Origin of the sequence: Rhodococcus sp. 05-2254-2, from assembly GCF_002259095.1 — a bacterium.
Classification (GTDB): Bacteria; Actinomycetota; Actinomycetes; order Mycobacteriales; family Mycobacteriaceae; genus Rhodococcoides.
On the sequence record NZ_NOZJ01000019.1, the window covers coordinates 300576 to 325311 of the forward strand.

The 24736-nt window shown below is 65.9% G+C and carries 20 protein-coding genes; 1 reads left to right on the top strand and 19 read right to left on the bottom strand.

Annotation, left to right across the window (positions count from 1 at the left end):
• Positions 1-7: 7 nt before the first annotated feature.
• The 6 genes from ffh to ftsY all read right to left on the bottom strand — a co-directional run bounded on the left by ffh (position 8) and on the right by ftsY (position 8733).
• The gene (gene ffh / locus CH283_RS21125; RefSeq protein ID WP_068049621.1) at positions 8-1567 is read right to left on the bottom strand and encodes a signal recognition particle protein; all 1560 of its coding nucleotides are present in this window, start codon (positions 1565-1567) and stop codon (positions 8-10) included.
• A gap of 127 nt (positions 1568-1694) precedes the next feature.
• Positions 1695-2627, bottom strand: a complete 933-nt coding sequence (locus tag CH283_RS21130) for a M23 family metallopeptidase (RefSeq protein ID WP_094642212.1) — start codon at positions 2625-2627, stop codon at positions 1695-1697.
• 272 nt (positions 2628-2899) lie between these two features.
• Entirely contained in the window at positions 2900-5431 is a 2532-nt protein-coding gene (locus CH283_RS21135; RefSeq protein WP_094642435.1) for a [protein-PII] uridylyltransferase, read from the bottom strand.
• The gene (locus CH283_RS21140) at positions 5421-5759 is read right to left on the bottom strand and encodes a P-II family nitrogen regulator (RefSeq protein WP_019664269.1); all 339 of its coding nucleotides are present in this window, start codon (positions 5757-5759) and stop codon (positions 5421-5423) included. The genes CH283_RS21135 and CH283_RS21140 overlap by 11 nt, the downstream gene beginning before the upstream one ends.
• Before the next feature lie 72 nt (positions 5760-5831).
• Positions 5832-7121 (bottom strand): ammonium transporter, encoded by a 1290-nt coding sequence (locus CH283_RS21145; RefSeq protein ID WP_176460509.1) that lies wholly within the window; start codon positions 7119-7121, stop codon positions 5832-5834.
• Positions 7122-7323: 202 nt separating this feature from the next.
• Positions 7324-8733 carry a signal recognition particle-docking protein FtsY gene (ftsY, locus tag CH283_RS21150; protein WP_068049579.1) on the bottom strand — a complete coding sequence of 470 codons (1410 nt, stop codon included), beginning with the start codon at positions 8731-8733 and terminating at the stop codon, positions 7324-7326.
• Positions 8734-8837: 104 nt separating this feature from the next.
• On the opposite strand from ftsY, the gene CH283_RS21155 reads away from it, so the two are divergent.
• A complete protein-coding gene (locus CH283_RS21155) occupies positions 8838-9470 on the top strand; it encodes a pyridoxamine 5'-phosphate oxidase family protein (RefSeq protein WP_068049570.1) in 633 nt (210 codons plus the stop codon).
• A 16-nt stretch (positions 9471-9486) separates the two neighbouring features.
• On the opposite strand, the gene smc is transcribed toward CH283_RS21155, so the two are convergent.
• From smc to recG, 13 genes are all read right to left on the bottom strand, one after another.
• Complete coding sequence (smc, locus tag CH283_RS21160; RefSeq protein WP_094642214.1) at positions 9487-13149, bottom strand: chromosome segregation protein SMC; 3663 nt, start codon at positions 13147-13149, stop codon at positions 9487-9489.
• Between the two features lie 60 nt (positions 13150-13209).
• Positions 13210-13485, bottom strand: coding sequence for an acylphosphatase (locus CH283_RS21165; protein WP_068049568.1), 276 nt, complete (start codon positions 13483-13485; stop codon positions 13210-13212).
• Positions 13482-13748 carry a hypothetical protein gene (locus CH283_RS21170; RefSeq protein WP_094642216.1) on the bottom strand — a complete coding sequence of 89 codons (267 nt, stop codon included), beginning with the start codon at positions 13746-13748 and terminating at the stop codon, positions 13482-13484. The genes CH283_RS21165 and CH283_RS21170 overlap by 4 nt, the downstream gene beginning before the upstream one ends.
• Positions 13748-14176 (bottom strand): OsmC family protein, encoded by a 429-nt coding sequence (locus CH283_RS21175; protein ID WP_094642218.1) that lies wholly within the window; start codon positions 14174-14176, stop codon positions 13748-13750. Before CH283_RS21175 ends, CH283_RS21170 begins: the two co-directional genes overlap by 1 nt.
• Positions 14177-14299: 123 nt before the next feature.
• A complete protein-coding gene (mutM, locus tag CH283_RS21180; protein ID WP_094642220.1) occupies positions 14300-15166 on the bottom strand; it encodes a bifunctional DNA-formamidopyrimidine glycosylase/DNA-(apurinic or apyrimidinic site) lyase in 867 nt (288 codons plus the stop codon).
• Complete coding sequence (rnc, locus tag CH283_RS21185; RefSeq protein ID WP_068049558.1) at positions 15166-15948, bottom strand: ribonuclease III; 783 nt, start codon at positions 15946-15948, stop codon at positions 15166-15168. The genes mutM and rnc overlap by 1 nt, the downstream gene beginning before the upstream one ends.
• 26 nt (positions 15949-15974) lie before the next feature.
• On the bottom strand, positions 15975-16157 hold the full coding sequence (gene rpmF / locus CH283_RS21190; protein WP_032397784.1) for a 50S ribosomal protein L32: 183 nt from the start codon (positions 16155-16157) through the stop codon (positions 15975-15977).
• A complete protein-coding gene (locus tag CH283_RS21195) occupies positions 16158-16766 on the bottom strand; it encodes a YceD family protein (protein ID WP_176460482.1) in 609 nt (202 codons plus the stop codon). It abuts the gene before it with no gap.
• 91 nt (positions 16767-16857) lie between these two features.
• Positions 16858-17649 carry a DivIVA domain-containing protein gene (locus tag CH283_RS21200; protein WP_094642222.1) on the bottom strand — a complete coding sequence of 264 codons (792 nt, stop codon included), beginning with the start codon at positions 17647-17649 and terminating at the stop codon, positions 16858-16860.
• 119 nt (positions 17650-17768) lie between these two features.
• Positions 17769-18257: a pantetheine-phosphate adenylyltransferase gene (gene coaD / locus CH283_RS21205; RefSeq protein WP_094642224.1), complete on the bottom strand. Its 489-nt coding sequence runs from the start codon at positions 18255-18257 to the stop codon at positions 17769-17771.
• Positions 18258-18293: 36 nt separating this feature from the next.
• On the bottom strand, positions 18294-18848 hold the full coding sequence (gene rsmD / locus CH283_RS21210) for a 16S rRNA (guanine(966)-N(2))-methyltransferase RsmD (protein WP_094642226.1): 555 nt from the start codon (positions 18846-18848) through the stop codon (positions 18294-18296).
• On the bottom strand, positions 18845-22261 hold the full coding sequence (locus CH283_RS21215; RefSeq protein WP_068049552.1) for a pyruvate carboxylase: 3417 nt from the start codon (positions 22259-22261) through the stop codon (positions 18845-18847). Before CH283_RS21215 ends, rsmD begins: the two co-directional genes overlap by 4 nt.
• 189 nt (positions 22262-22450) lie before the next feature.
• Positions 22451-24727: an ATP-dependent DNA helicase RecG gene (gene recG / locus CH283_RS21220; protein ID WP_094642228.1), complete on the bottom strand. Its 2277-nt coding sequence runs from the start codon at positions 24725-24727 to the stop codon at positions 22451-22453.
• Positions 24728-24736 lie beyond the last annotated feature (9 nt).

Genomic DNA, 24736 nt, shown 5'->3' on the forward strand with positions numbered 1-24736 from the left:
TGCGCGCTTACTTCTTGGGTAGTTTCAGCTGCGACAGATCGATGCCTTCGAGCCCCGGTGGCAACTGGTCGAGGCCCTTGGGCATGGACGACAGGTCGGGCATTCCGGCAGGCATTCCGCCCGGCATGCCCGGGAATCCACCGCGGATCTTCGGCTGCGTCGGGCCGCGTGCACCCTTCTTGCCCTTCTTGCCCTTCTTGTTGTTCCGCACCTGCTTGCGCGCGCCCGGCATTCCCATCCGACCGGCCATCGCAGACATCATCTTGCGCGCCTCGAAGAATCGGTCGACGAGCTGATTGACGTCGGAGACCTTGACGCCCGAGCCGTTCGCGATACGGAGTCGACGCGACGCGTTGATGATCTTCGGGTCGTTCCGCTCCTGTGGCGTCATGCCGCGGATGATCGCTTGCACGCGGTCGAGTTGTTTCTCGTCGACGTTGGCGAGCTCTTTCATCTGCCCGGCACCGGGCAGCATACCCAGCAGGTTTCCGATGGGTCCCATCTTGCGGACGGCCATCATCTGCTCGAGGAAGTCGTCGAGCGTGAGTTGCCCCGAGCCGATCTTGTTGGCCGTCGCCTCGGCCTGCTCGGCATCGAAGTGCTGCTCGGCCTGCTCGATGAGGCTCAGCACGTCGCCCATGCCGAGGATGCGGCTGGCCATGCGATCGGGGTGGAAGACGTCGAAGTCCTCGAGCTTCTCACCGGTCGACGCGAACATGATCGGCTGGCCGGTGACCTCGCGGACACTCAGCGCGGCACCGCCGCGAGCATCGCCGTCGAGCTTGGTGAGAACGACACCGGTGAAGCCGACGCCGTCACGGAACGCCTCGGCGGTACTGACGGCATCCTGGCCGACCATCGCGTCGAGAACGAACAGTGTCTCGTCCGGCTGGACCGCGTCACGAATTCCCGCGGCCTGACTCATCAGCTCGGTGTCGATGCCGAGGCGACCAGCGGTGTCGACGATGACCACGTCGTACTGCTTGCTTCGAGCCTCGGCGATGCCGGCCCGAGCGACCTCGACGGGATCCGCGGCCGAGACTCCGAGTGCATTGTCGCCGCCACCGATGGACGTGCCCGGATGCGGCGCGAAGACGGCGGCACCGGCGCGCTCGCCCACGATCTGCAGCTGGCTCACGGCACCGGGACGCTGGAGGTCGCACGCGACGAGCAGTGGGGTGTGGCCCTGGCCCTTGAGCCATTTCGCGAGCTTGCCCGCCAGGGTCGTCTTACCCGAACCCTGCAGACCGGCGAGCATGATCACCGTTGGCGGGTTCTTGGCGAACACGAGCCTGCGAGTCTCGCCGCCGAGGATGCCGACCAGTTCCTCGTTGACGACCTTGACTACCTGCTGGGCGGGGTTGAGCGCGCCCGAGACCTCGGCACCCTTGGCCCGGGCCTTGATGCGGCTGATGAACTCACGTACGACGGGCAGTGCCACGTCCGCTTCGAGCAGGGCAAGACGGATCTCACGGGCAGTGGCGTCGATATCCGCGTCGGACAGTCGACCTTTGCCACGCAGGTCCTTGAGAGTCCCGGTCAACCTGTCGGAAAGGGATTCGAACACCGATTGCACTCCTGAGCTAGCCGATCACCGAAAACGAGCCGAATCCGGCACGGTCACCACACTAGCGGCAGCACGCCGCGTCGTCTCTGGGGCGTTCGACTGTCGTGTCGAACGTGGCGATGTCGAGTCAGGCCAGGCGCGCGGAATCGTTCCACGTCACTGCAACTCCCCGCGTCGCGAGCCACTGCGCGGGGTCGACCTTGACGCCGGAGGGATCGTGTACCTCGAAGTGCAGATGTGGGCCGGTCGACTGGCCGCGGTTGCCCACGGTTGCGATCTGCTCACCGGCCGCCACGCGCTGACCGGGCTGAACCGAGAAGTCGTTGACGTGCCCGTAGACCGTCTCGGTGCCGTCGTCGTGCCGCACCTTGACCCAGAGACCGAAGCCGGATGCCGGTCCTGCGTCGGACACGGTGCCGTCAGCGGCGGCGTAGATGGGCGTTCCGATGGGTGCCGCGATGTCGAGGCCGCTGTGCTGGGTTCCCCATCGCGAGCCGAAGTTGGACGTCAACACTCCTGCCACGGGCTGCACTGTGCCCTTCTTCAGCGAGCGCAGGCTGTCGAGAGGAGACTCCGCACCCAACTGCCCCAGGCCGACGTCGTCGAGCCATTGCTGGGCGGCAGCACCGGGATCGGCGACTCCGAACGAGGCCAGTGGGTCGGCGGTCGGTGCCGGTGCCGGTGCAGGTTCCGCAGCAGGCGCGGGTGCGGTAGGCGCGGCCTCGGGCGGCGCAGGCTGAGACGGTGCGGGCGGTGGCGCTAACTGTGGGGGAAGGAACTGCGGGAGCTCGAACTGGGGCAGCTCGAATCCCGCGGGCAGCAGACCCTCCGGTACGGCGAACGGCAGTCCTGCTGCGGGTGGCTCGGGGATCGGCGCGGCACCTGCGGTACCGGCACCCATCGTCGTGGCGCCGACGACGATCGCGCCCGTCGCGGCGACGATGGTTGCCGCCCGTCGGCCGAGGTCGGGTGTGTCCTGTACGGCGCGGTGTCTGCCGCTCGTCGGACGCGCCGCGATGTCGGTCGGTGTGTGGACGGTCGACCGTCGGTGGGATCCCACAGTTGGTGCCTCTCGAAAGATCAGGAGTGGAGCCTGCAGGAACGACGTGGTTCGAGCAGTGTGGAGCCTGCAGGAACGACGTGGTTCGAGCAGTGTGGAGCCTGCAGGAACGACGTGGTTCGAGCAGTGTGGTGGTCGCTCGAACGGTCGAGAGTGTCGTTTCTGCGTCTGGGACGAATGTAACAAATCGGCATCGGCGCAAGGCCCGGTGGCCGGAAGTTCGTGAATAGTCACCAGCGCGAGTCGGTCTGCTCTCGCATTCCGACCCGCGGTCAGGTGCCTTCGGGCTTTTCCGGGGGCTTGGGCGGTTCCGGGGCAGGTACCACCGCGAGGATCGCGCGCTCGAGGTCCTCGCGAACCGCCCTGCTGTCGGCTCCCGCAAGGTCGATGCAGAAGGAGTCGACCACCGAGCTACCCAGGGTCGAGACGCGGGCCCACCGGATGTCCGATCCCTGCTGTTCGATCGCACTGGCCAGTCGGCAGAGCAGACCGAGCCGGTCCTCTGCTCGTAGCTCGAGCACCACCTGCCCGGGTTCGTTGTCGTCGAACCACAGCACCCGAGGCGGAGCTTGGGCGTAGAGAACCGGGACTGCAGAATCCTCGGCATCGTCCTCGACGGTTTCGGCTCTGGCGTCGCGTTCCTTGGCGTCGAGCACGGCGACGAGGTCGAGTTCGCCGGCCTGGGCTCGGATGATTTCCTGCCGCAGCAGACCGGCCTGTGGCGGGGATCCGAAGAGCGGCGCGACGTCGAACGAGTTGATCGCCGATCCCTCGTGACTTCCGAGGGAGGCCGAGAGAACGCGAAGCGAATGCAGCGCGAGGACTCCTGCGGCGTCGGAGAGCAGACCGGGCGTGTCGGGGGCGATGACGGTGACGACGAAGGTGTGCAGCCCGTCGGTCGGCGCGATGTCGACATGGACGCCTCCCCGCGCTGCGAGTTCGACGTGCGCAGGGTCGAGTGGATCCGGAGAGGGCAGACTCTCCCCCGCCATCACCAATCGGCAACGGCGCACGAGCTCGCGGATGAGCGAGGCCTTCCAGTCGCCCCACACCCCCGGTCCGGTGGCGAGCGAATCCGCCTCCGCCAGTGCGTGGAGCAGCTCGAGCAAGATGGTGTCGGCACCGAGGGCGTCGACGACGGTTTGCACGGTTGCCGGGTCGTCGAGGTCGCGTCTGGTGGCGGTCTCCGGCAGCAGCAGGTGGTATCTCACCATCGACGTCAGCAGTGCCACGTCGGACGGCCACAGTCCTAGCCTGTTGCCGATCTGGATGGCCAGATCTGCACCGACGACGCTGTGGTCGCCGCCGCGTCCCTTGCCGATGTCGTGGATCAGCGCGCCGAGCACCAACAGGTCCGGACGCGCAACTCGGGTGGTCAATGCGCTTGCGTAGGCTGCAGTTTCGACCAGGTGCCGATCGACTGTCCACGTGTGCACGGCATCTCGCGGTGGCAGATCGCGTACCGCGCCCCACTCCGGAATGAGCCTGCCCCACAGTCCGGTTCGATCGAGAGCTTCGATGGCCGCGATGGCTTTGCGACCCGATCCGAGCAACACGAGCAGATCGTTGAGGGCTTCCTTCGGCCAGGGTTCGCGGAGCTCGGGCGCGCTGTCGGACAGTCGGTTCAGGGTCGAGGCCGACATCGGCATTCCGGTCTGCGCCGACGCCGCAGCGACACGCATGATCAGACCCGGATCCTTGTTCGGCCGCGCGTCGCGGGCGAGAACGACCTCGCCGCCGTGTTCGACGACCCCCTCGTCCAGCGGCCGCCGGATCGGAACTCGACGAAGGCGTGAAAGACCCTTTCGGGGAAGCGAATTGCCGGCGGTGCGCAGTCCGACGTCGACCGAGTAGCTGATGGTGCGGGCCGAATCGCTCAGTACGCGAGCGAGATCGAAGCGGTCTCCGATCCGCAGCGCGGCACCGATCTCGTCGGCGTCCTGCGCCCGCAGTTGATCCCGTGCTCGACCGGCGACGCGGTGCAGTTCGGTGCGCACGTCCAACAGGCGTCCGTGTGCGAAGGCCAAACCGCCACCGGGCGATTCGGGCCCGAGCCCGGGCATGCCGTCGGTCAACTGCGCGATGGAGAGGGCGTCGAGCAACTGAACATCACGCAGCCCTCCGCGGCCGCTCTTGAGATCGGGTTCGGCGCGGTGTGCAATCTCACCGCTGCGCGACCACCGCCCGCGGGTCTGCTCGATCAGCTCGTCGAAGCGCCCTCGAATACCGTTGCGCCACTGGCGACGTACGCCGCCGATGAGGAGGTTGCTCAATTCGACGTCGCCGGCGATGTGCCGCGCCTCGAGCATGCCGAGAGATGCCGTCATGTCGGCCGCCGCCACCTGCAGAGCCTGTGGCACCGTTCGCACGCTGTGGTCGAGCTTGATGTGTGCGTCCCACAACGGGTACCAGAGCTTGTCGGCGACATCGGAGACGATGCGTGGTTCGAGATCGTCGTGCAGCAGTATCAGGTCCAGATCCGAGTACGGCAGCAGTTCGCGTCGAGCAAGACCGCCTACGGCGACGATCGCGAAACCGGAGTCCGGTTTGATCCCGAGCTCTGCACCTTTGGTGGTCAGCCAGAACTCGTGCAGATCGACCAGAGCCTGCCGGAGCGAGGGTGCATCGAGTCGACGATTGCGTGTTCCGCCGTCGAGCAATTGTTTTCTGGCCCGAGCGAGATCTGCTGCAGCATCGCTCGTGCCCTTCGATGCGGAGCCCATGGAGACCGAAGGCCCCGATCCTGACGCTTTCGCGCCAGAACCGGGGCCCACGGCCCGAGACCCTTTGGGGTCAGAGTGCATCAGCGCCACGTTCTCCGGTGCGGACTCGGATGACCGAGTCGACCGGGGAAACCCAGACCTTGCCGTCACCGATCTTGCCGGTGCGTGCAGCCTCGACGATGACCTCGACGACCTTCTCCACAGCGGCGTCGTCGACGACTACCTCGACACGGACCTTCGGGACGAAGTCGACGGAGTACTCCGCACCTCGGTACACCTCGGTGTGGCCCTTCTGGCGGCCGTATCCCTGAACTTCACTGACTGTCATTCCGAGTACGCCGGCCTGCTCCAGCCCCGTCTTGACGTCCTCCAGGGTGAACGGTTTGACGATTGCCGTGATCAGCTTCATTTTTGCTTCCCTTCACAAGACCTCGAGTGCCCGTTGTCGTACGGTGCAGCGTTCACGTCTATCTCTACCTTGTCAGGCGAAATCATATGCAGTCTCAGCGTGCTCGGCTTCGTCGATGCCGTTCGCCTCCTCCTCGTCGGAGACGCGCCAGCCGAGGGGCTTGAGCGCGAACGCGATGACCGCGGTGACGATGGCGGTGAAGACCAGCGCGAACAGTGCGATGACGATCTGCACGACGAGCTGCTTGTAGTCGCCGCCGTAGAACAGGCCGGTCTCGGATGCGAGGAAGCCGATTCCGATCGTTCCCCACAGTCCTGCGACGAGGTGAACGCCCACGACGTCGAGCGAGTCGTCGTAGCCGAACTTGAACTTCAGTCCGACCGCGAGTGCGGAGAGCACACCGGCGACGACGCCGAGGATCATGGCACCGACCGGCGTGAGCGTGCCTGCGGCCGGAGTGATGGCGACCAGACCTGCGACGATGCCCGAGGCGGCGCCGAGGCTGGTGGCGTGACCGTCACGAATGCGCTCGGTGATGAGCCAGCCCACGATCGCGGCTGCCGTGGCGGCGGTGGTGTTGACCCAGGCCACGCCGGCGATGCCGTCGGCGGCGAAGGCGGAGCCTGCGTTGAATCCGAACCAGCCGAACCACAGCAGCGCTGCGCCGAGCATGACGAACGGAAGGTTGTGCGGGCGGTAGGCGACCTTGCCGAAGCCTGCGCGCTTGCCGATGATGATCGCCAGAATCAGGCCGGCGATACCGGCGTTGATGTGCACCACCGTGCCACCGGCGAAGTCGATCGGAGCGACGCTGGCGACGAGTCCGCCCTCTCCGTCGTCGGTGGTTCCGAAGATCATTGCCGCCAGCCCGTTCTCGGATCCGGAGAGCAGTCCGCCGCCCCAGACCATGTGAGCCAGCGGGAAGTAGGCGAGGGTGACCCAGATACCGGCGAAGGCGAGCCAGGTGCCGTACTTGACACGGCCGGCGATCGAGCCGCTGATCAGTGCCACCGTGATGATGGCGAAGGTGACCTGGAATGCCACGTCGATGATGTTGGCGTAGCCCCATGCGCCGGCGATGTAGTTACCGTCGGCATCGGTGATCGAATCCTTGAGTCCGAAGAACTCGAACGGGTTGGCGAAGACACCGCCGATGTCCTGGGTTCCGTAGGACATCGACCATCCCCACAGGAAGTAGATGATCGAGACGACGGCCATTGCTCCGAACGACATCATCATCATGTTCAACACGGACTTCGACTGCGACATACCGCCGTAGAAGAACGCCAAGCCCGGCGTCATCAGCAGTACCAGCGATGCTGCCATCAGCATCCACGCGGCGTTGCCGGAGTTGGCCAACATATCCTCGGGACTCACGTACACCCTCCATTCTCCTGCACACCGGTTGGCGCGCCGTTACGCAAGAAGAGTGGTTTCACGAAGTTTCATCCGTGACACTCGGGTGTTTCGGGCATGTGAACGCATGACCGAATTCTGTTGCAAAAAGGTTTCGTGCTGGCGTTTGTGCTTTTGCCCCGGTTCGGGAACTGCCCCCGAGTCGAGATCAGCCCAGCAACGCGTCGACGAAGGCACCCGGCTCGAACGGTGCCAGATCGTCGGCACCCTCGCCGAGACCGACGAGCTTGACGGGCACTCCGAGTTCACGTTGCACCTGAAAAACGATGCCACCCTTCGCGGTTCCGTCGAGCTTGGTCAGCACGACTCCCGTGATGTTCACGATTTCGGCGAAGACACGGGCCTGCGTCAGTCCGTTCTGGCCCACGGTTGCGTCGAGAACGAGCAGAACGTCGTCCACGCGGGCACGCTTCTCGACGACTCGCTTGACCTTGCTCAGTTCGTCCATCAGACCCGATTTGGTGTGCAATCGTCCCGCGGTGTCGATCAGAACCACATCGACGCCGTTCTCGATCCCCTTGCTCACCGCGTCGAAGGCGACAGCAGCCGGATCCGCGGCCTCCTTGCCGCGAACCACCTCGGCACCCACTCGCTCGGCCCAGGTCTGCAGCTGATCGGCCGCAGCGGCGCGGAACGTGTCGGCGGCACCGAGCAACACCCGCCGCCCGTCCGCGACCAGCACGCGAGCCAGTTTGCCCGTGGTCGTGGTCTTGCCGGTTCCGTTGACCCCCACCACCAGCAACACCGCGGGCGCGCCGTCGTGCGGCAACGCGCGAATCGAACGATCGAACTCGGGGTGCAGCTGCGCCACGAGGATCTCGCGCAGCAGAGCCCTGGCGTCGGCTTCGGTGCGAATACTGCGCGCCGCCATCTGCTCACGCAGCGTCCGCATGATCTCCGCGGTGGTGGCCGAACCGATATCGGCGATCAGGAGGGTGTCCTCGACCTCTTCCCACGAGTCCTCGTCCAGGTCGCCGCCGCCGAGGAGGCCGAGCAGGCTCTTGCCCACCGCGGACTGAGATCGTGCCAGCCGGCCACGGAGACGGTCGAGTCGTCCCTCGGTCGGTTCGATGGTGTCCAAGCGGCGAGGCGCGGGAGCAACGGTGTCGGCCACCGACGGCTCGGGAGCAACGGGATCTTCGACGGTGGCATCGGTTGCCGGGGCCTCCGGCTCGGACACCTCCGGTTCGATCCAGACGGTCTCCGATTCGACCGGTTCAGGCGTGGGTACCACCGGCGGCCGCTCGACCGGCGTGGACTCGACGGGAATGTTCTCGACCGGCTTCGCCTCGGCAGGCTTCGGCACGACCGGCTTCGGCTCGGGCCTGGGGGCCTTCGGGGCAACAGGCTCGGCTGTCGCCGTTCCCTGACTGAACGAGAAGCCGCTACCCGCGGTGTAGCCACCGGATTTGTCCTTGGTGGCCGCGCCCTCGATTCGCGCTGCCTCGTCCGACTTGAGGGACACTCTCCGGCGACGGGAGAGAACCAGCCCGACGACGAGGACGACGAGCAGGACGGCAGCGATCGCCGCGACGATGATCCACGCTTGGTTACTCACGTGGAACATCCTCTCAGGCGATCGCGTCCGTTCGTCACCGGTGGTGCACCGACCGTGAAAATGCGCTTCCCGCCCGCAAGTCCGTGTCGATAACATTCACGGTCATGGAGTGGACCACGGTGCGCGACGCCGCCGAACTGACCGAGATGTTCGGAGAGCCGAGCTTCCGAGCCGCCAACAAGGACCGGCGCACGCTGCACCCTCTGGACGTGCAGTGGCTCGCTGCCTCACCGTTCTGCCTCATCGGGACCTCGGACGCGAGCGGGCGATGCGACGTTTCGCCCAAGGGCGATCCGCCCGGGAGCCTGGTGCACGTCCTCGACGACGCCACGATCGCTCTCGCCGAACGGCCGGGCAACCGCCGGATGGACGGCTATCGCAACATTCTCGAGAACCCGTTCGTCGGGCTGAACTTCTTCGTCCCCGGTCGCGGTGACACCCTCCGCGTCAACGGTCGCGCTTCCTTGGTCACCGACGCCCCGTTCTTCGACGAACTGCAGGTCAAGGGCCACCGCCCGATCATGTGTCTGGTCGTCGACATCGAGCAGGTATTCCATCACTGCGCGAAGGCGTTCATGCGGTCAAAGCTGTGGCAGCCCGAGACCTGGGATGCCGACGCCATCCCCGACGTCGCGACGCTGACGAAAGCGTTGATTCCTCAGGCTCCCGAGACGGTGGAGGAACTGCGGGAATACTACGGTCCGTCCTACGCCGAACAGCTCTACCCGAAGCAGTAGCCACGGAGGACGCTGCTCAGGAGACGGTGTCGGATTCAGCGACCGCATCCGGCTCGGTCGGGTCCGGCTGTACTGCGTCCACTGCGACGCGTTCTCGGTTCAACCGCTGCGAGATGACCGTGGTGATTCCGTCGCCGCGCATGCTGACGCCGTACAGCGCATCGGCCACTTCCATCGTCGGTTTCTGGTGCGTGATGACGATCAACTGCGACTTCTCGCGGAGCTGCTCGAACAGTCCGATCAGTCGACGCAGGTTGGTGTCGTCCAGTGCTGCCTCGACCTCGTCCATGACGTAGAACGGTGACGGTCGGGCGCGGAAGATGGCCACCAGCATGGCCACCGCGGTCAGCGATTTCTCGCCACCGGAGAGCAGCGAGAGCCGCTTGACCTTCTTGCCGGGTGGGCGGGCCTCGACCTCGATTCCGGTGGTGAGCATGTCCGACGGGTCGGTCAGGATCAGTCGTCCTTCGCCGCCGGGAAAAAGCTTGGCGAACACCCCGGTGAATTCTCGTTCGACGTCGAGCCACGCCTCCGTGAAGACCTGCAGAATCCGTTCGTCGACGTCGGCGACCACGCCGAGCAGGTCCTTGCGCGCGGACTTGACGTCTTCGAGCTGGGTGGACAGGAAGTTGTAGCGCTCCTCTAGGGCGGCGAACTCTTCGAGAGCGAGCGGGTTCACCTTGCCGAGTGTCGCGAGGTCACGCTCGGCGCGTTTGGCGCGCTGCTCCTGAGTGGCGCGGTCGAACGGCATCGGGGCCGGTGCCACCACCTGCTCGCCCCGCTGCTTGGCTGCCTCGTACTCGGCCATCTCGAGTTCGGTGGGTGGCAGGGCCACGTCGGGCCCGTACTCGGCCACCAGATCGTCGAGGCCGATGCCGTGTTGCTCGAGAATCGTCGTCTCGAGTTGTTCGATCCGCAGCGCGGCCTGGGCGCGGGCCACCTCGTCCCGGTGCACGGCGTCGGTGATCGACGCCAGCTGCCCCTGCAGGGCTCGAACCTGCTCCTTGACCTTGTCGAGTTCGATTGTGCGCGTTGCACGTTCGGCAGAAAGCTCGTCTCGTCTACGGGCAGCGGCTGCCACGACCGTGGCCAACCGCGCAGCGACTTCCTCGCCCGATTCTCCGACCGCCGCCGCCACTGCGGCCGCATGCCGACGCGCCGCGCTCTCACGCTCGGCTCGCGCCCTGGCCTCACGCTCGGCTCGCGCCGCCCGTCGAAGCGAATCCGCCTTACCGCGCACGGACTGTGCGCGCTCTTCGGCGGTCCGTACGTTCAACCGAGCCTCGACCTCCACGGCACGCACTTCGGTCAGTGCCGCTGCCGCCATCTCCCGTTCCATCGTGGTCGCTGCGTCACTGCTCTCGCCGTCTCCCGCGAAACCCGACTGTTCGTCCTCGGCCGTCCGCAGACTTTCCTCGAGCTCGGCCAGCCGCGCAATCGCTTCCTCCCGGCTGGCCTCGGCAGAGCTACGCTGCGTCGTCAATCGCGCCGACTCGGCATGCGCCGAACGCGCCAGTTGACCCAATCGGCCCAACTGCTCGTACACCGCTGCCATGGCAGCATCGGATTCGTTGAGCGCCGCGAGCGCCTGCTCGGCCGATTCGCGCCGGTCCCGTTGTTCGTCCAACGCTCCCGACAGCGCTGCGTCGAGTTCCTCCGCGCGGCGGACTGCCGCTGCCAACTCCACGGTGGACGTGTCGATCGCCGACTGCACCTCAAGGGTGCTCGGACGACGATCCGAGCCGCCGGTGACCCAGCCTGGCTCGACGACGTCGCCGTCCTTGGTGACCGCACGCAGATCACCGGATTCGGAGACGAGACGGTGTGCAGCGTCGAGCGATTCGACGGCGACCATACCGTCGAGCAGGGCCGCCATGGCTCCGGCCAACCGGTCCGGATACTCGATCAGGTCCAGCACCCATCGAGCGCCGTCCGGCAGTTCCGGACGTGAAAACGACTGCGCTGCAGCGACACTGCCGTGCACGATGGACGCGCGCCCGCCGTCGGCCGCACGCAGCGCCAGCACGGCATCCCGCGCGGCGTCGAACGACTCGGCGTGTGCGGCATCGGCGGCCGGACCCATGGCCACTGCCACCGCGACCTCGTATCCAGGCTCGACCGTGAGATGGCCGGCCAGCAGACCCGACAGACCGTCCTGCTGGTTCTCCACCAGCCACCCGGCACCGTCCTTGCGTTCGAGGCCCATCGTGAGCGCTTCGATCCTGGCCTCGAACGACGCCACCTTCTTGCCCGCGATGCGTTCTTCGGCCTGCAGTTCGGTCACTCGAGCGTCGGCATGTCGAAGCGCGGCGACGGCTCGTTCGTAATTGGTGTCGAGGCTCAGTTCACTCGCATCGAGGGTACCGATCTGATCCTGCACACTCTCGAACTCACGCTGAGCCGATTCGCCCCGCTCTCGGGCCTCGTCGATGGCCACCGACAAGCGCTCCACCTCCGAGTCGATCGACTCGACCTTGGTTCGGAAGGTGTCGACTCGGCCGGACAGGCGAGCGAACCCCTCACGGCGGTCGGCCACCGCGCGTACAGCGGCGAGGTGGGCGCGCTCGGCGGCCGCAGCGGCCGCTTCGCGCTCGGCCAGCTGCTCGCGTGCCGCCTCGAGGGTTTCACGTGCCATCTCGACTGCTTCGACGAGTTCCATCTCTTCTTCGGCGACCCGCTCGGCCTGCGCTTCGAGCTCGTCCGGGTCCTGCCCTCGACCCGTGGATCGAACGGCGTCGAGATGCCGAGCCCGTTCGTGTGCGATGCGCACCGTCGCGTTGACGCGCTCGGCCAGGGCCGACAGGCGGAACCACGTCTGCCCGGCCGCTTCGGCACTGGGGGTCAGCCGGGCGACCGCCTGCTCGTGTTCGCCGAGTGCCACCGAGCCGGCTTCGAGGGCGTCCTGCACCATCGCGTACTGCTCGCGTGCCGCTTCCTCGTCCTGGGTCTGGTTCGCGAATTCCTCGCGCCTGGCCACCAGATCGTCGGCCACCAGTCGCAATCGGGCATCACGTAGGTCGGCCTGGACGGTCTGCGCGCGGCGCGCAACCTCGGCCTGCCTGCCGAGAGGCTTGAGTTGGCGGCGCAATTCGGTCGTCAGGTCGGTCAACCGCGCCAGGTTGGCCTGCATCGCGTCGAGCTTGCGGACGGCCTTTTCCTTGCGCTTGCGGTGCTTGAGTACCCCGGCTGCTTCCTCGATGAAGGCTCGCCGGTCCTCGGGCCGCGATTCCAGGATCGCGGCGAGCCGGCCCTGCCCTACGATCACATGCATCTCGCGGCCGATACCGGAGTCGCTGAGCAGTTCCTGGACGTCCATCAAACGGCACGAACTGCCGTTGATCTCGTACTCACCCGCGCCGTCGCGGAACATTCGCCGAGTGATCGAGACCTCGGAGTAATCGATCGGAAGTGCGCCGTCGGAATTGTCGATCGTCAGAGTGACCTCTGCGCGGCCCAGCGGGGCGCGCCCCGAGGTGCCCGCGAAGATGACGTCTTCCATCTTCCCGCCGCGCAACGCCTTGGCACCCTGTTCACCCATCACCCAGGTCAGGGCGTCCACGACATTGGATTTACCCGAGCCGTTGGGGCCGACTACACAGGTGATTCCCGGCTCGAAACGCAGAGTCGTCGCCGAAGCAAAGGACTTGAAGCCCTTCAGCGTCAGACTCTTGAGATACATAGCGTCCGTACTTTACCGGCACGCTGCGCGAAAGCGCGCCGAGCCTCACGCAACGGACGATCAGCGTTCGACGAACCCCTCCAGATCTCCGCGGGCGGTGTCCCAACTCTCCACCACGAGCGTGACCGTGCCCGGCGTCTTATCGCCTCGGAGCAAGGCCAGCAGTGCCTCGAGACGCTCACGTGGGCCCTCCGCTATCACCAGGACCCGTCCGTCCGCGTGGTTGGTCGCGTGACCGACCAGTCCGAGTTCGAGTGCGCGCGAGCGCGTCCACCACCGGAACCCGACGCCCTGAACGAGCCCGTGCACCCACGCCGTCAGCCGTTCTTCGCTCATTCGCGAGCCAACTTTCGGACGTTTCCATCGAAACCGGTGCCGGTTCGCGTATCGAAAAGCTTTGCGGCAGCGCTGTTTCCGGTCGTGAAACACAGCGTGTCACCGTCGGTGACCAGTCTGCCCGGCGAATCGACGTCGGCAACGAGTGTGCCCCGGTCACCGCTCGGAGCGACGGTACGCAGAGCGCCCGATCCGGCGGGAGCCGGAGCAGTCGCCGCGCCGAGGAGCAGACCCGTGACGTCCACGGCTGCTCTGGCTTTCATCAGGCGTCCACGTCGATGTCCAGGGTGACGGTGGTGCCGGCCTTCAGGGTCCGGCCTACCGTGCACACCTTGTCGATGGCGCGCTGGACGACGGTGAGCAGCCGCTCCTGTGCCTCGGGGTCCATTTCGCTGAGGTCGACCCGGAGAATCTCGTTCAGTTCCGGGTACAGCTCGTTCTCCCGATCCGCGGCACCCGACACCTCGACGGTGGCGGAGTAGTCGTCTCCCAGTCGACGCGAGAGCGGTAGGTCCGAGCTCATCCCGGTGCACGCTGCGAGGGCGATTTTGAGCAGCTCGCCGGGGGTGAAGACGCCCTCGACCGACTCGGACCCGATGAGCACTTCGGCTCCTCGCGAGCTACGACCGGTGTATCGACGTGTGCCTGTGCGCTCGACCCAGAGGTTGGTCGGCGTGCTCTGTTCTGCCATGACCGAAATACTAGGCGGGCGGTTCAGGAGTGGAGCCTGCGGAACGACCCGTGCGCTCAGGAGTGGAGCCTGCGGAACGACCCTTCGCACAGGAGTGGAGCCTGCGGAACAATTTGTTCCCTGTCAGCCGCGCACGTGTCGGGGTCGCGGCTGGCAGGTGGGGCAGCTGAACGACGAGCGGTTCATGAACTTCTCGCGTCTGATCGGGGCTCCGCATCGCGAGCAGGGCAGGCCCTCCTGCCCGTAGGCGTCGAGGGATCGATCGAAGTAGCCGGATTGACCGTTGACGTTCACGTACAGCGCGTCGAACGAGGTTCCGCCCTGTGCCAAGGCCTCGCCCATCACCGCGTGCACCGCTGTGAGAAGGCGCCGCAGCGCCGGCCGTGTCAGAGTCTCCGCGATTCGATTGCCGTGGATCTTCGCACGCCACAGCGCCTCGTCGGCATAGATGTTGCCCACGCCCGACAGCACGGTTTGATCGAGCAGTGCCCGCTTGATCTCGGTGTGCTTGCCGCGCAACACGTTCACCACCGATTCGGCGTCGAACAGAGGATCGATCGGGTCGCGGGCGATGTGTGCGACCGGTTCGGGTACCTCGGTGCCGTCCACGGTGACGATCGGGGCGAGTGCCCAGCCGCCGAACGTGCGCTGATCCACGAAGCGCAGATCGGTGCCGTCGTCGAGTCGAGCACGAATGCGCAGGTGCCTCTCGTCCGGGGCGGACGGCGGCTGCACCAGCATTTGCCCGCTCATACCCAGGTGCACGACGGTCGCGAAATCGCCGGGTTCCATCACCAGCCAGAGGTATTTTCCGCGCCGTCGAGCGGAGGAGATGCGTCGACCGCGCAACTGGCCGATCAGATCGAGACCACCGAGATCGTGACGCCGCACGGCGCGGGGGTGCAATACTTCCACCGACCGCATCGTTTTGCCGACGACATGAGATTCCAGACCGAGCCTGACGACCTCGACCTCGGGTAGTTCCGGCATCAGGAAGGGTCTGGGGCCGACTCGGCCGGAATCGCAGTGTCGTTGTCCGACAACGCATTCCACGCCAGACTGGCAGCCTTCTGTTCGGCTTCCTTCTTCGATCGGCCGATACCGACGCCGCGGGGGAATCCACCGACCAGCACGGTCGCAGTGAATTCCTTGTCGTGATCGGGCCCGGTGGACGAGATTTCGTACGCGGGAACGCCGAGTGCACGTTCGGCGGTCAATTCCTGGAGGCTCGTCTTCCAGTCCAGTCCTGCACCGAGCTTGGGAGCCCGGTCGAGGAGGCCTGCGAACAACGTCAGAACGACGGTGCGCGCAACGTCGATGCCGTGCTGCAGGTGAATTGCACCGAGCAACGACTCCATGCCGTCGGCAAGTATGCTCGGCTTGTCGCGTCCACCGGTCTGCTCCTCACCTTTGCCCAACAGCAGGTGGCGACCCAGGCCGCCGTCGCCGAGTCCACGCGCGACCTCGGCCAGGGCATGCATGTTGACCACGCTCGCCCTGATCTTGGCCAGCTGACCTTCGGACTTCGCGGGGTGCACCGCGTAGAGGTGCTCGGTGACAGCAAGACCGAGGACGGAGTCCCCCAGGAACTCGAGACGCTCGTTGGTCGGCAGACCACCGTGTTCGTACGCGAACGATCGGTGCGTCAGAGCCAATGTCAACAACGGTTCCGACAGGGAAACACCGATAGCGGCGAGGAGCGACTCTCGGTCGTCCCCGCCGCTGACGGCAGTGGAGCTATTCTTCTGTGAACCGCTGTTGTGCCGATCCACTACTTCGTGTGTCACGTAAGCGGAAATCAGACCGCTGCGACGACCTGGCGGCCCTTGTAGGTGCCGCACGAGGGGCACGCGATGTGGGGCAAGGTCTTCTCGCCACAACCGCGGTTGGGGCACGTCACGAGGGTGGGCGCAGTGGTTTTCCACTGTGCACGACGCGACCTCGTGTTGGAACGCGACATTTTGCGCTTCGGGACAGCCACTTACTTCTCCTCGGCTTCGTTGTTCACAAGTTCTGTGCTCGGTTCTGGATCCACGCCAAATTTGGCTGCAAGACCAGCCCAGCGAGGATCAATTGTATCGTGAGAGTGGCCGGATTCAGCAATCGCCAGGCGAACGCCGCATTCTGGGCACAATCCCTCGCACTCGTCACTGCAGACGGGGTGGAGTGGAAGCTCCAGACCGACCGCGTCGACGATGACGGGTTCGAGGTCTATCAGGTCGTCGGCGATGCGGTGAATCTCGTCCGCATCGGTGGTCTCCTCGGTGATGCTGTTCGGGTAAGCGAACAACTCGGTCAGGTAGACGTCGACGTTGCCACTGACCGGGTCGAGGCACCGTGTGCACTCTCCGGCCGTGGCTGCTCGTACGGAGCCGGTGACGAGAACGCCCTCCGAGACCGCCTGCAACTGCAGATCGAGCGAGACCGGTACACCGGCTTCGATGGCAATGGCATCGAGGCCGATTCGGGAAGGAGCCGGAACCGTCCGCTCGATGGCCTTCGTAGACCCGGGTCGACGACCGAGGTTGAGAATGTCCAGAACGAATCCGTCGTCCAATTCCGGACGGGTCGTTCTCTTGGGCGGGGGCACGGCTGATCTTCCTTACTGTCGGTATGCCTACTGTCGGTAAGCAACCTCACAACGATACGCATACACGCATACGAGGGCAAATTGCTGCCGTTCAGTGGCGGCTTCGACGCCCCTGCTCCGGGCTTCCGTACGCCGATTCGCCGTACGGCTCGCTGCCGTATTCCGGTACACCCGAGCCGGTTCGCAGTTGCTGACGCCCACGGCCCACCGAACGGATGGTGCCGCTGAGGAACTCCTCGAACTCTGCCAGCTTGGTGTCGACGTAGACGTCGCACTCGCTGCGCATCCGATCCGATTCGGCGTGCGCGCTGTCGATCACCCGAGCCGACTCGGCGTGGGCCGCCTGAACGACCTCGGTTTCCGACACGAGACGGTTCTGTTCGGCGGTGCCGTCTGCGACCGACCGCTCGTACGACGCCGTACCGGACTCGATCATCCGATCGGCTTCGGTGCGGGCGCGAACGGTCAGTGCCTCGTACTCACGCTGGCCTTCCAGCACCGTGCGCTCTGCTTCTGCCTCGGCATCGGCCACGAGCTGGTCGGCGTGCGCCGACGCCTCGGACACCATGCGATCCGCCTGAGCCTTGGCGTCGGCGAGAATGCGATCGGCCGAATCCCTGGCGTTCTCGACCGTGTCCTGGGCCTCGGCATTGGCGGTGCTCACCGTCTTCTCCGCGGTGGCCCTGGCATCGCCGACGAGCTTGTCGCGATGGTCCAGTACGTCCTGGGCGTCGTCCAGCTCGCCGGGGATGGCGTCTCGGACGTCGTCGAGCAGTTCCAGGACGTCGCCGCGAGGGACGACACACCCGGCAGTCATCGGAACGCCGCGCGCCTCCTCGACAATGGCGACGAGCTCGTCGAGCGCCTCGAATACGCGGTACACCGGTTACCCCAATCGTCGAATCTGCCACTGCGCGGTCTTCACTCGCAGTGCTGCGCTACCCAGTCTGCCCGCCGACGCGCGCGTCTGCGCTATACCGGCCCGGTGTGTCGCTCCTCGAACTAGTCTGCCGCCCGCTCGGCGATACGGGCCAGCAGTCGGTCCTGAACGAACGGCGGCAGCATGCCGGTGACGTCTCCCCCGAAGGTCGCGACCTCCTTGATCAACGAACTCGACAGGAAGCTGTGCGCAGGATTCGCCGGAAGAAACAGCGTGTCCACACCGGTCAACGTTCTGTTCATCTGCGCCATCTGCAACTCGTAATCGAAGTCGTTGGCACTGCGCAGACCTTTGACGATCGCCGAAAAGCCTTCTTGCCGAGCATAATCGACCAACAAGCCGTACCAAGAACCGATTCTGACGTTGGGCAGATGCTCCGTGGCGACCTCGAGCATCTCGATCCGCTCGTCGATGCTGAACATGCCCTTCTTGCTCTTGTTCACCATCACCGTGACCACCACCTCGTCGAAGGCGGCGGCTGCGCGCTCGAAGATGTCGAGGTGACCGTTGGTCACCGGGTCGAAGGATCCAGGGCAGAGTGCGCCAGTCATGCCCGCGAACCTATCAGCCGATCCCGGACTCACCCGTCACGCGCGTGCCGCGATCTCGATCCGACTCTCGCCGTACTTCTTCGACTTCTCCGGAACGAGTCCGGTCGGCCATCGGGTCTCCGGCGACCGCGACGAGCGCTCGAGGACGACGACCGCGTCGGGGGTGAGCCACCCCCCGGTGACGAGCCTGTCCAGCAGACCGGCGACGGCAGTGTCGGTGACCGCATACGGCGGGTCCGCCAACACCAGGTCGTACGCCGCGTCCGCGGCCCCGGCCAGTACCGAGGCCACCGGGGCACACCGGACCGACGCGCCGGGCAGACCCACGGATTCGATGTTCTTTCGCACCACCGCTGCCGCTCGGGCGTCCGACTCGACCAACACCGCCGACGACGCGCCGCGCGAGAGTGCTTCGAGCCCCAGTGCCCCCGATCCCGCAAACAGATCCAGCACCGCGGCACCACCCAGTTCCATCCGACTCTCCAGGGAGCTGAACAGCGCCTCGCGCACTCGCTCGGAGGTGGGGCGGGTGCCCTGGCCGGGTACCGACAAACGTCGACCGCCCGCGACACCCGCCACGATCCGCGTCATTCGCTGCCGGCCTCTTCGCCCGTCGACCCCCCACCGATGACGACGAGCAGATCGCCGCCCTCCACCTGCTGCACGCCCGAGATCGCCAGACGGGTCACGGTGCCGCCGCGAGGTGCGGTGATCGCGGCCTCCATCTTCATGGCCTCGATCGTGGCGACGGTGTCACCGGCCGAGATCTTCTGTCCCTCTTCGACGGAGAGCGTCACGACACCGGCGAACGGTGCCGGGATATGACCGGAATTCGATCGGTCTGCCTTCTCGACAGTGGGTGCCTCACTCGAAATGGACCGGTCACGCACCGAGACAGGACGCAACTGTCCGTTGAGAATGCACATCACGGTACGCATACCGCGCTCGTCGGGGTCGGAGATCGCCTCGAGACCGATGAGCAGTTCGACGCCCTTCTCCAGTGCCACGCGATGCTCCTCGCCCTGCCGCAGGCCGTAGAAGAACTGATTGGCCGACAGCCGCGTCGTATCGCCGTACTTCTCGCGATGAGCAGCGAGTTCGGCTGTGGGACCGGGGAACAGCAGACGGTTGAGAGTCTCGCGGCGCTGAGCCGACGTTCCGTCGAGGCTCTTCTCGTCTTCCTCGGTGAGTGGTGTCACCGGCTTGCCCTCACCGCGCCCCTCCAGCGCCTTGGTCCGCAACGGTTCCGGCCATCCGCCCGCGGGCGTACCAAGATCGCCGCGCAGGAAGCCGATCACCGAATCGGGGATGTCGTAACGACCGGGGTTCTCGGCGAACTCCTCGGCGGACGCGCCTGCACCGACCAGAGCCAGAGCCAGGTCGCCGACGACCTTCGAGCTCGGGGTCACCTTGGTCAGGCGGCCCAACATACGGTCGGCTGCAGCGTAATTGGCCTCGACGGTCTCGAACCGATCACCGAGCCCGAGCGAAATCGCCTGCTGCCGTAGATTCGAGAGCTGTCCACCGGGAATCTCGTGGGTGTAAACGCGCCCCGTCGGTGCCGGCAGCCCGGACTCGAACGGCGCGTACACCTTTCGCACGGCTTCCCAGTACGGCTCCAGGTCGCAGACCGCCTGAAGATTAAGACCGGTGTCGCGCTCGGTGTGTGCCGCCGCCGCAACGATCGCGGACAACGCGGGCTGGCTGGTGGTGCCTGCCATCGCCGCACTGGCACCGTCGACGGCGTCCGCCCCGGCCTCCCAGGCCGCCAGGTACGTCGCGAGCTGCCCACCGGGGGTGTCGTGCGTGTGAACATGCACGGGTAGATCGAAATTCGAGCGCAGCGCCGTCACCAGGGTCTTGGCTGCAGGTGCGCGAAGCAGTCCTGCCATGTCCTTGATCGCGAGCACGTGCGCGCCTGCGTCGACGATCTGCTCGGCCAACTTCAGGTAGTAGTCGAGGGTGTAGAGGTTCTCGTTCGGGTTCGACAGATCACCGGTGTAGCTCAGTGCCACCTCGGCGAGCGCCGTGCCGGTCTCGCGCACGGCATCGATGGCCGGACGCATCTGATCGACATTGTTGAGCGCGTCGAAGATTCGGAAGATGTCGATGCCGGTGTCGGTGGCCTCGGCAACGAAGCTGCGGGTCACCTTCTCCGGATACGGGGTGTAGCCGACGGTGTTCCTGCCGCGCAGCAACATCTGAATTGCGATGTTGGGCACGGCCTCTCGCAGGCTCGCCAGTCGCTCCCACGGATCCTCGTGCAGGAATCGCAGTGCCACGTCGTAGGTGGCACCGCCCCACGCCTCGATCGAGAGCAACTGCGGCGTCGTGCGCGCCACGTACGGGGCGACGCCGAGCAGTCCGCTCGTCCGCACTCGCGTCGCCAGCAACGACTGATGTGCGTCACGGAACGTGGTGTCGGTGACGCCGAGAGCCTTCTGGTTCCGCAGATCGCGAGCGAAGCCCTCGGGTCCGAGCGCCAGCAGACGCTGCCTCGAACCGTCGGGAATCGGTGCCGAGAAGTCGACCGGGGGGAGCTTGTCGTGCGGGTACACCGGAGACGGACGCTCGCCGTGCGGCTTGTTGACCGTCACATCGGCGAGGTAGGCGAGGATCTTCGTGCCGCGGTCGCCCGAGGATCGCGAGGTGAGCAGTTCGGGGCGCTCCTCGATGAACGAGGTGGTGACGCGACCGGCCGTGAAGTCGGGATCGACCAGAACCGCTTGCAGGAACGGAATGTTCGTGGCCACACCGCGAATCCTGAACTCCGCCAACGCGCGTCGGGCACGAGCCACAGCGGTGTCGAAATCACGGCCGCGGCAGGTGAGCTTGACGAGCATGGAGTCGAAGTAGGCCCCGACCTCGGCACCCAACGTGGTTCCGCCGTCGAGACGCACTCCGGCACCGCCCGGCGTGCGGTATGCAGTGATGCGTCCCACGTCCGGACGGAATCCGTTCGCCGGATCCTCGGTGGTGATGCGGCACTGCAGCGCCGCACCGCGCAGCACGATGTTCTCCTGCTGCAGACCCAGATCCGCGAGCGTCTCTCCCGAGGCGATCCGCAGCTGGGACTGCACCAGATCCACATCGGTCACCTCTTCGGTGACGGTGTGCTCCACCTGGATTCGAGGGTTCATCTCGATGAAGACGTGATTGCCGCGGGTGTCGAGCAGGAACTCGACGGTACCGGCACACGAGTACTCGATCTGCTTCGCGAACGCCACGGCATCGGCGCAGATCTTCTCTCGCAATCCTTCGGGCAGATTGGGAGCCGGAGCGAGCTCGATGACTTTCTGATGCCGACGCTGCACACTGCAGTCGCGCTCGAACAGGTGCACCACGTTGCCCTGGCCGTCGGCGAGGATCTGAACCTCGATGTGCCGAGGATCGATCACGGCCTGTTCGAGGAACACCGTCGGATCACCGAAGGCCGATTCCGCCTCGCGCGCAGCAGCTTCGATGGATTCGCGTAGCTGCTCGGGCTCGGCCACCCGGCGCATCCCGCGACCGCCGCCACCGGCGACCGCCTTGACGAACAACGGGAACGTCATGGTCTCGGACGCCGCGACCAGCTCGTCCACGTCGGACGACGGTTCCGACGACGCCAGCACCGGCAGTCCTGCGGCCTTGGCTGCCGCGATGGCCCGCGCCTTGTTGCCGGTCAGTTCGAGCACGTCGGCGGACGGGCCGACGAAGGTGATGCCGGCCTCGGCGCACGCTGCGGCCAGATCCGGGTTCTCGGAAAGGAATCCGTAGCCGGGGTAGACAGCGTCCGCGCCGCTGCGCTTGGCAGCGGCGACGATCTCGTCGACCGAGAGATACGCGCGAACGGGATGCCCCTTCTCCCCGATCTGATACGCCTCGTCGGCCTTCGTCCGGTGCACCGAGTTCCGGTCCTCGAACGGGAACACCGCAACGGTCGAGGCCCCGAGTTCGTAGGAGGCGCGGAAGGCGCGGATGGCGATTTCGCCGCGGTTGGCAACCAAAACTTTGGAGAACATTGGCTCAACTTACCCGGCAGAGTGAGCCACCGAGGTGTACTGATCTCACCATTCGAGACGAATTGGTCGAATCGGCCGACTGAAACGGTGCAGTGCATCCCGACGGCCGTTCCTGATCGTTCCCGGTCGTTCCTGCAGGCTCCACTCCTGCCTTCCCCTGTCGTTCCTGCAGGCTCCACTCCTGCCCCGTCAGGACTTCTGCAGGTAGTCGACTCGATCCGATCTCCAGGCCGACCGCATCATCGACGCGATGCCGGGATCGTTTGCCAGCGACGGGTCCCGCGCGAACAGCGATCGTGCGCAGTCCTGAGCGTCGGCGATGATGCCCTCGTCGTCGATGAACGAGAGCAGTCGCAACCCGCTGACCGTGCCCGACTGTGCGGCACCGAGAACGTCGCCCTCGCGACGAGTGGCCAGATCCAGCTTGGCCAACTCGAAGCCGTCGTTGGTCGCTGCTACCGCCTCGAGCCGGGCGAAGGAGCCGCCCGCGGGGCTGAGATAGCTGATCATGATGCACAGGCCCTGGTGCCCGCCTCGGCCGATTCGCCCTCGCAACTGATGCAGTTGGCTCACGCCGAATCGGTCCGCGTCCACAATGACCATGACCGTCGCGTTGGGAACGTCCACGCCCACTTCGACCACCGTGGTGCAGACCAGGACGTCGATCTCGCCGGAGTTGAACTCGGACATGGTGATGTCCTTGTCGTCCCCCGACAGTCGTCCGTGCAGCAGCCCCACGCGCAGATCGTGCATCGGTCCGGTGGAGAGGGTCTCGTACAGGTCGACCGCTGCCGTCGTCTCGGGGCCGTCCTCCGCGCTCGCGCTCTTCTTCTTCGCAGCGCTCTTCTTCCCGGTCTCGGTGTCCTCGTCGTCGCCGATGCGGGAGCACACCACGTACGCCTGCCGACCTGCTGCCACTTCCTCGCGAATACGCTGCCACGCTCGATCGACCCAGCCCGGTTTGCTCCTGGCGGGCACCACGTTGCTGACGATGGGCGATCTGCCGCGGGGCAGTTCGGTGAGCACCGACGTCTCGAGGTCGCCGAGGGTCGACATCGCGATGGTGCGTGGGATAGGGGTGGCGGTCATCACCAGCAAGTGCGGACTGGTGTTGTCGCGAGCTTTCGCGCGCAACGCATCTCGTTGCTCGACGCCGAACCTGTGCTGCTCGTCGACGACGACCATCGCGAGATCGAGGAACTCCACTCGGTCCTCGATCAGGGCGTGGGTACCGATCACGATGCCTGCATCACCGGTGACCGCATCGAGCAACGCGGACCGCTTGGCCGCAGTGGACATCGAGCCGGTCAACAAGGCGACCTTGGTCGCCAGCTCGTGCGATCCGAGTTCCCCACCGGCTGCGAGGCTTCCGAGCATCGAGCGAATCGAGCGCGCATGTTGGGAGGCGAGCACCTCCGTCGGTGCCAGCAACGCGCATTGGTGTCCGGCGTCAATGACCTGCAGCATCGCCCGCAACGCGACGATCGTCTTACCCGAGCCGACCTCACCCTGCAGCAGCCGCGACATCGGATGCGGCGCCGACAGATCGTGGGCGATCTCGGCCGCGACCTGGTGCTGACCGGCCGTCAACTCGAACGGCAGACGCCGATCGAACTCCGCCGCGATACCGTCGGTGATCGGTGGGCATCGCGCTGCCACCCGGGTGGATGCGTCGCGTCGGCGGTCGGCGAGGACGAGTTGAACGGCGAGCGCCTCGTCGAACTTGAGCCGCTCGCGCGCGGAGTCCTTGTCCTGTGCGGTGTCCGGGAAATGGATCGACCGCAGTGCGGTGTCGATGTCGACGAGACCGCGCTGCGCACGTACCGACTCGGGCAGCGGATCGACCACTGCGTCGAGTTGGTCGAGCACCTGCCGCACGCAGCGCATGAACGTCCAGCTCTCGACGTCCTTCGCGGCCGGGTAGATGGGCACGAATGCTCGATCGAACACCGACATGTCGACGGCTCCGGAGGAATCGACCGAGCCACGAGCGAGTCCGGCCAGGGTGCCGCCGCCGACGATTCGACCTGCGGGCACGACGGCACCGTCGTTGTCGTCGCCACCGAGAATCACGTAGCTGGGGTGCGTGAGATTCCACCGCTTGCCGAAATACTTGACCTTGCCGGAGAACATCCCGCGTCGACCCGGCACCACCACATGCTTGAGCTTGTGCGGACTGAAGAAGGTGGCTTCGATGCGCTGTCCGTCGGCGGCGAGTGTCACCGCGAGGAACTGGCCGTTGCGGTTCTTCATCGACCGCAGCGTCGCGGACTCGACCGTCGCGACGATGGTGATGTGCTCGCCCTCGGGCGGCTCCTTCTCTCCCAGCTCCGAACCGTGCGTCATGTAGCGGTGCGGATAGTGCCGAAGCAGATCCTCGACGGTGTGAATACCGAAGACGTCGGCCAGCGGCGTCGCCGCCGCGGCTCCGAGGACGTGATCGAGCCGGTCCACCAACGTTGCCATTGTCCGAGA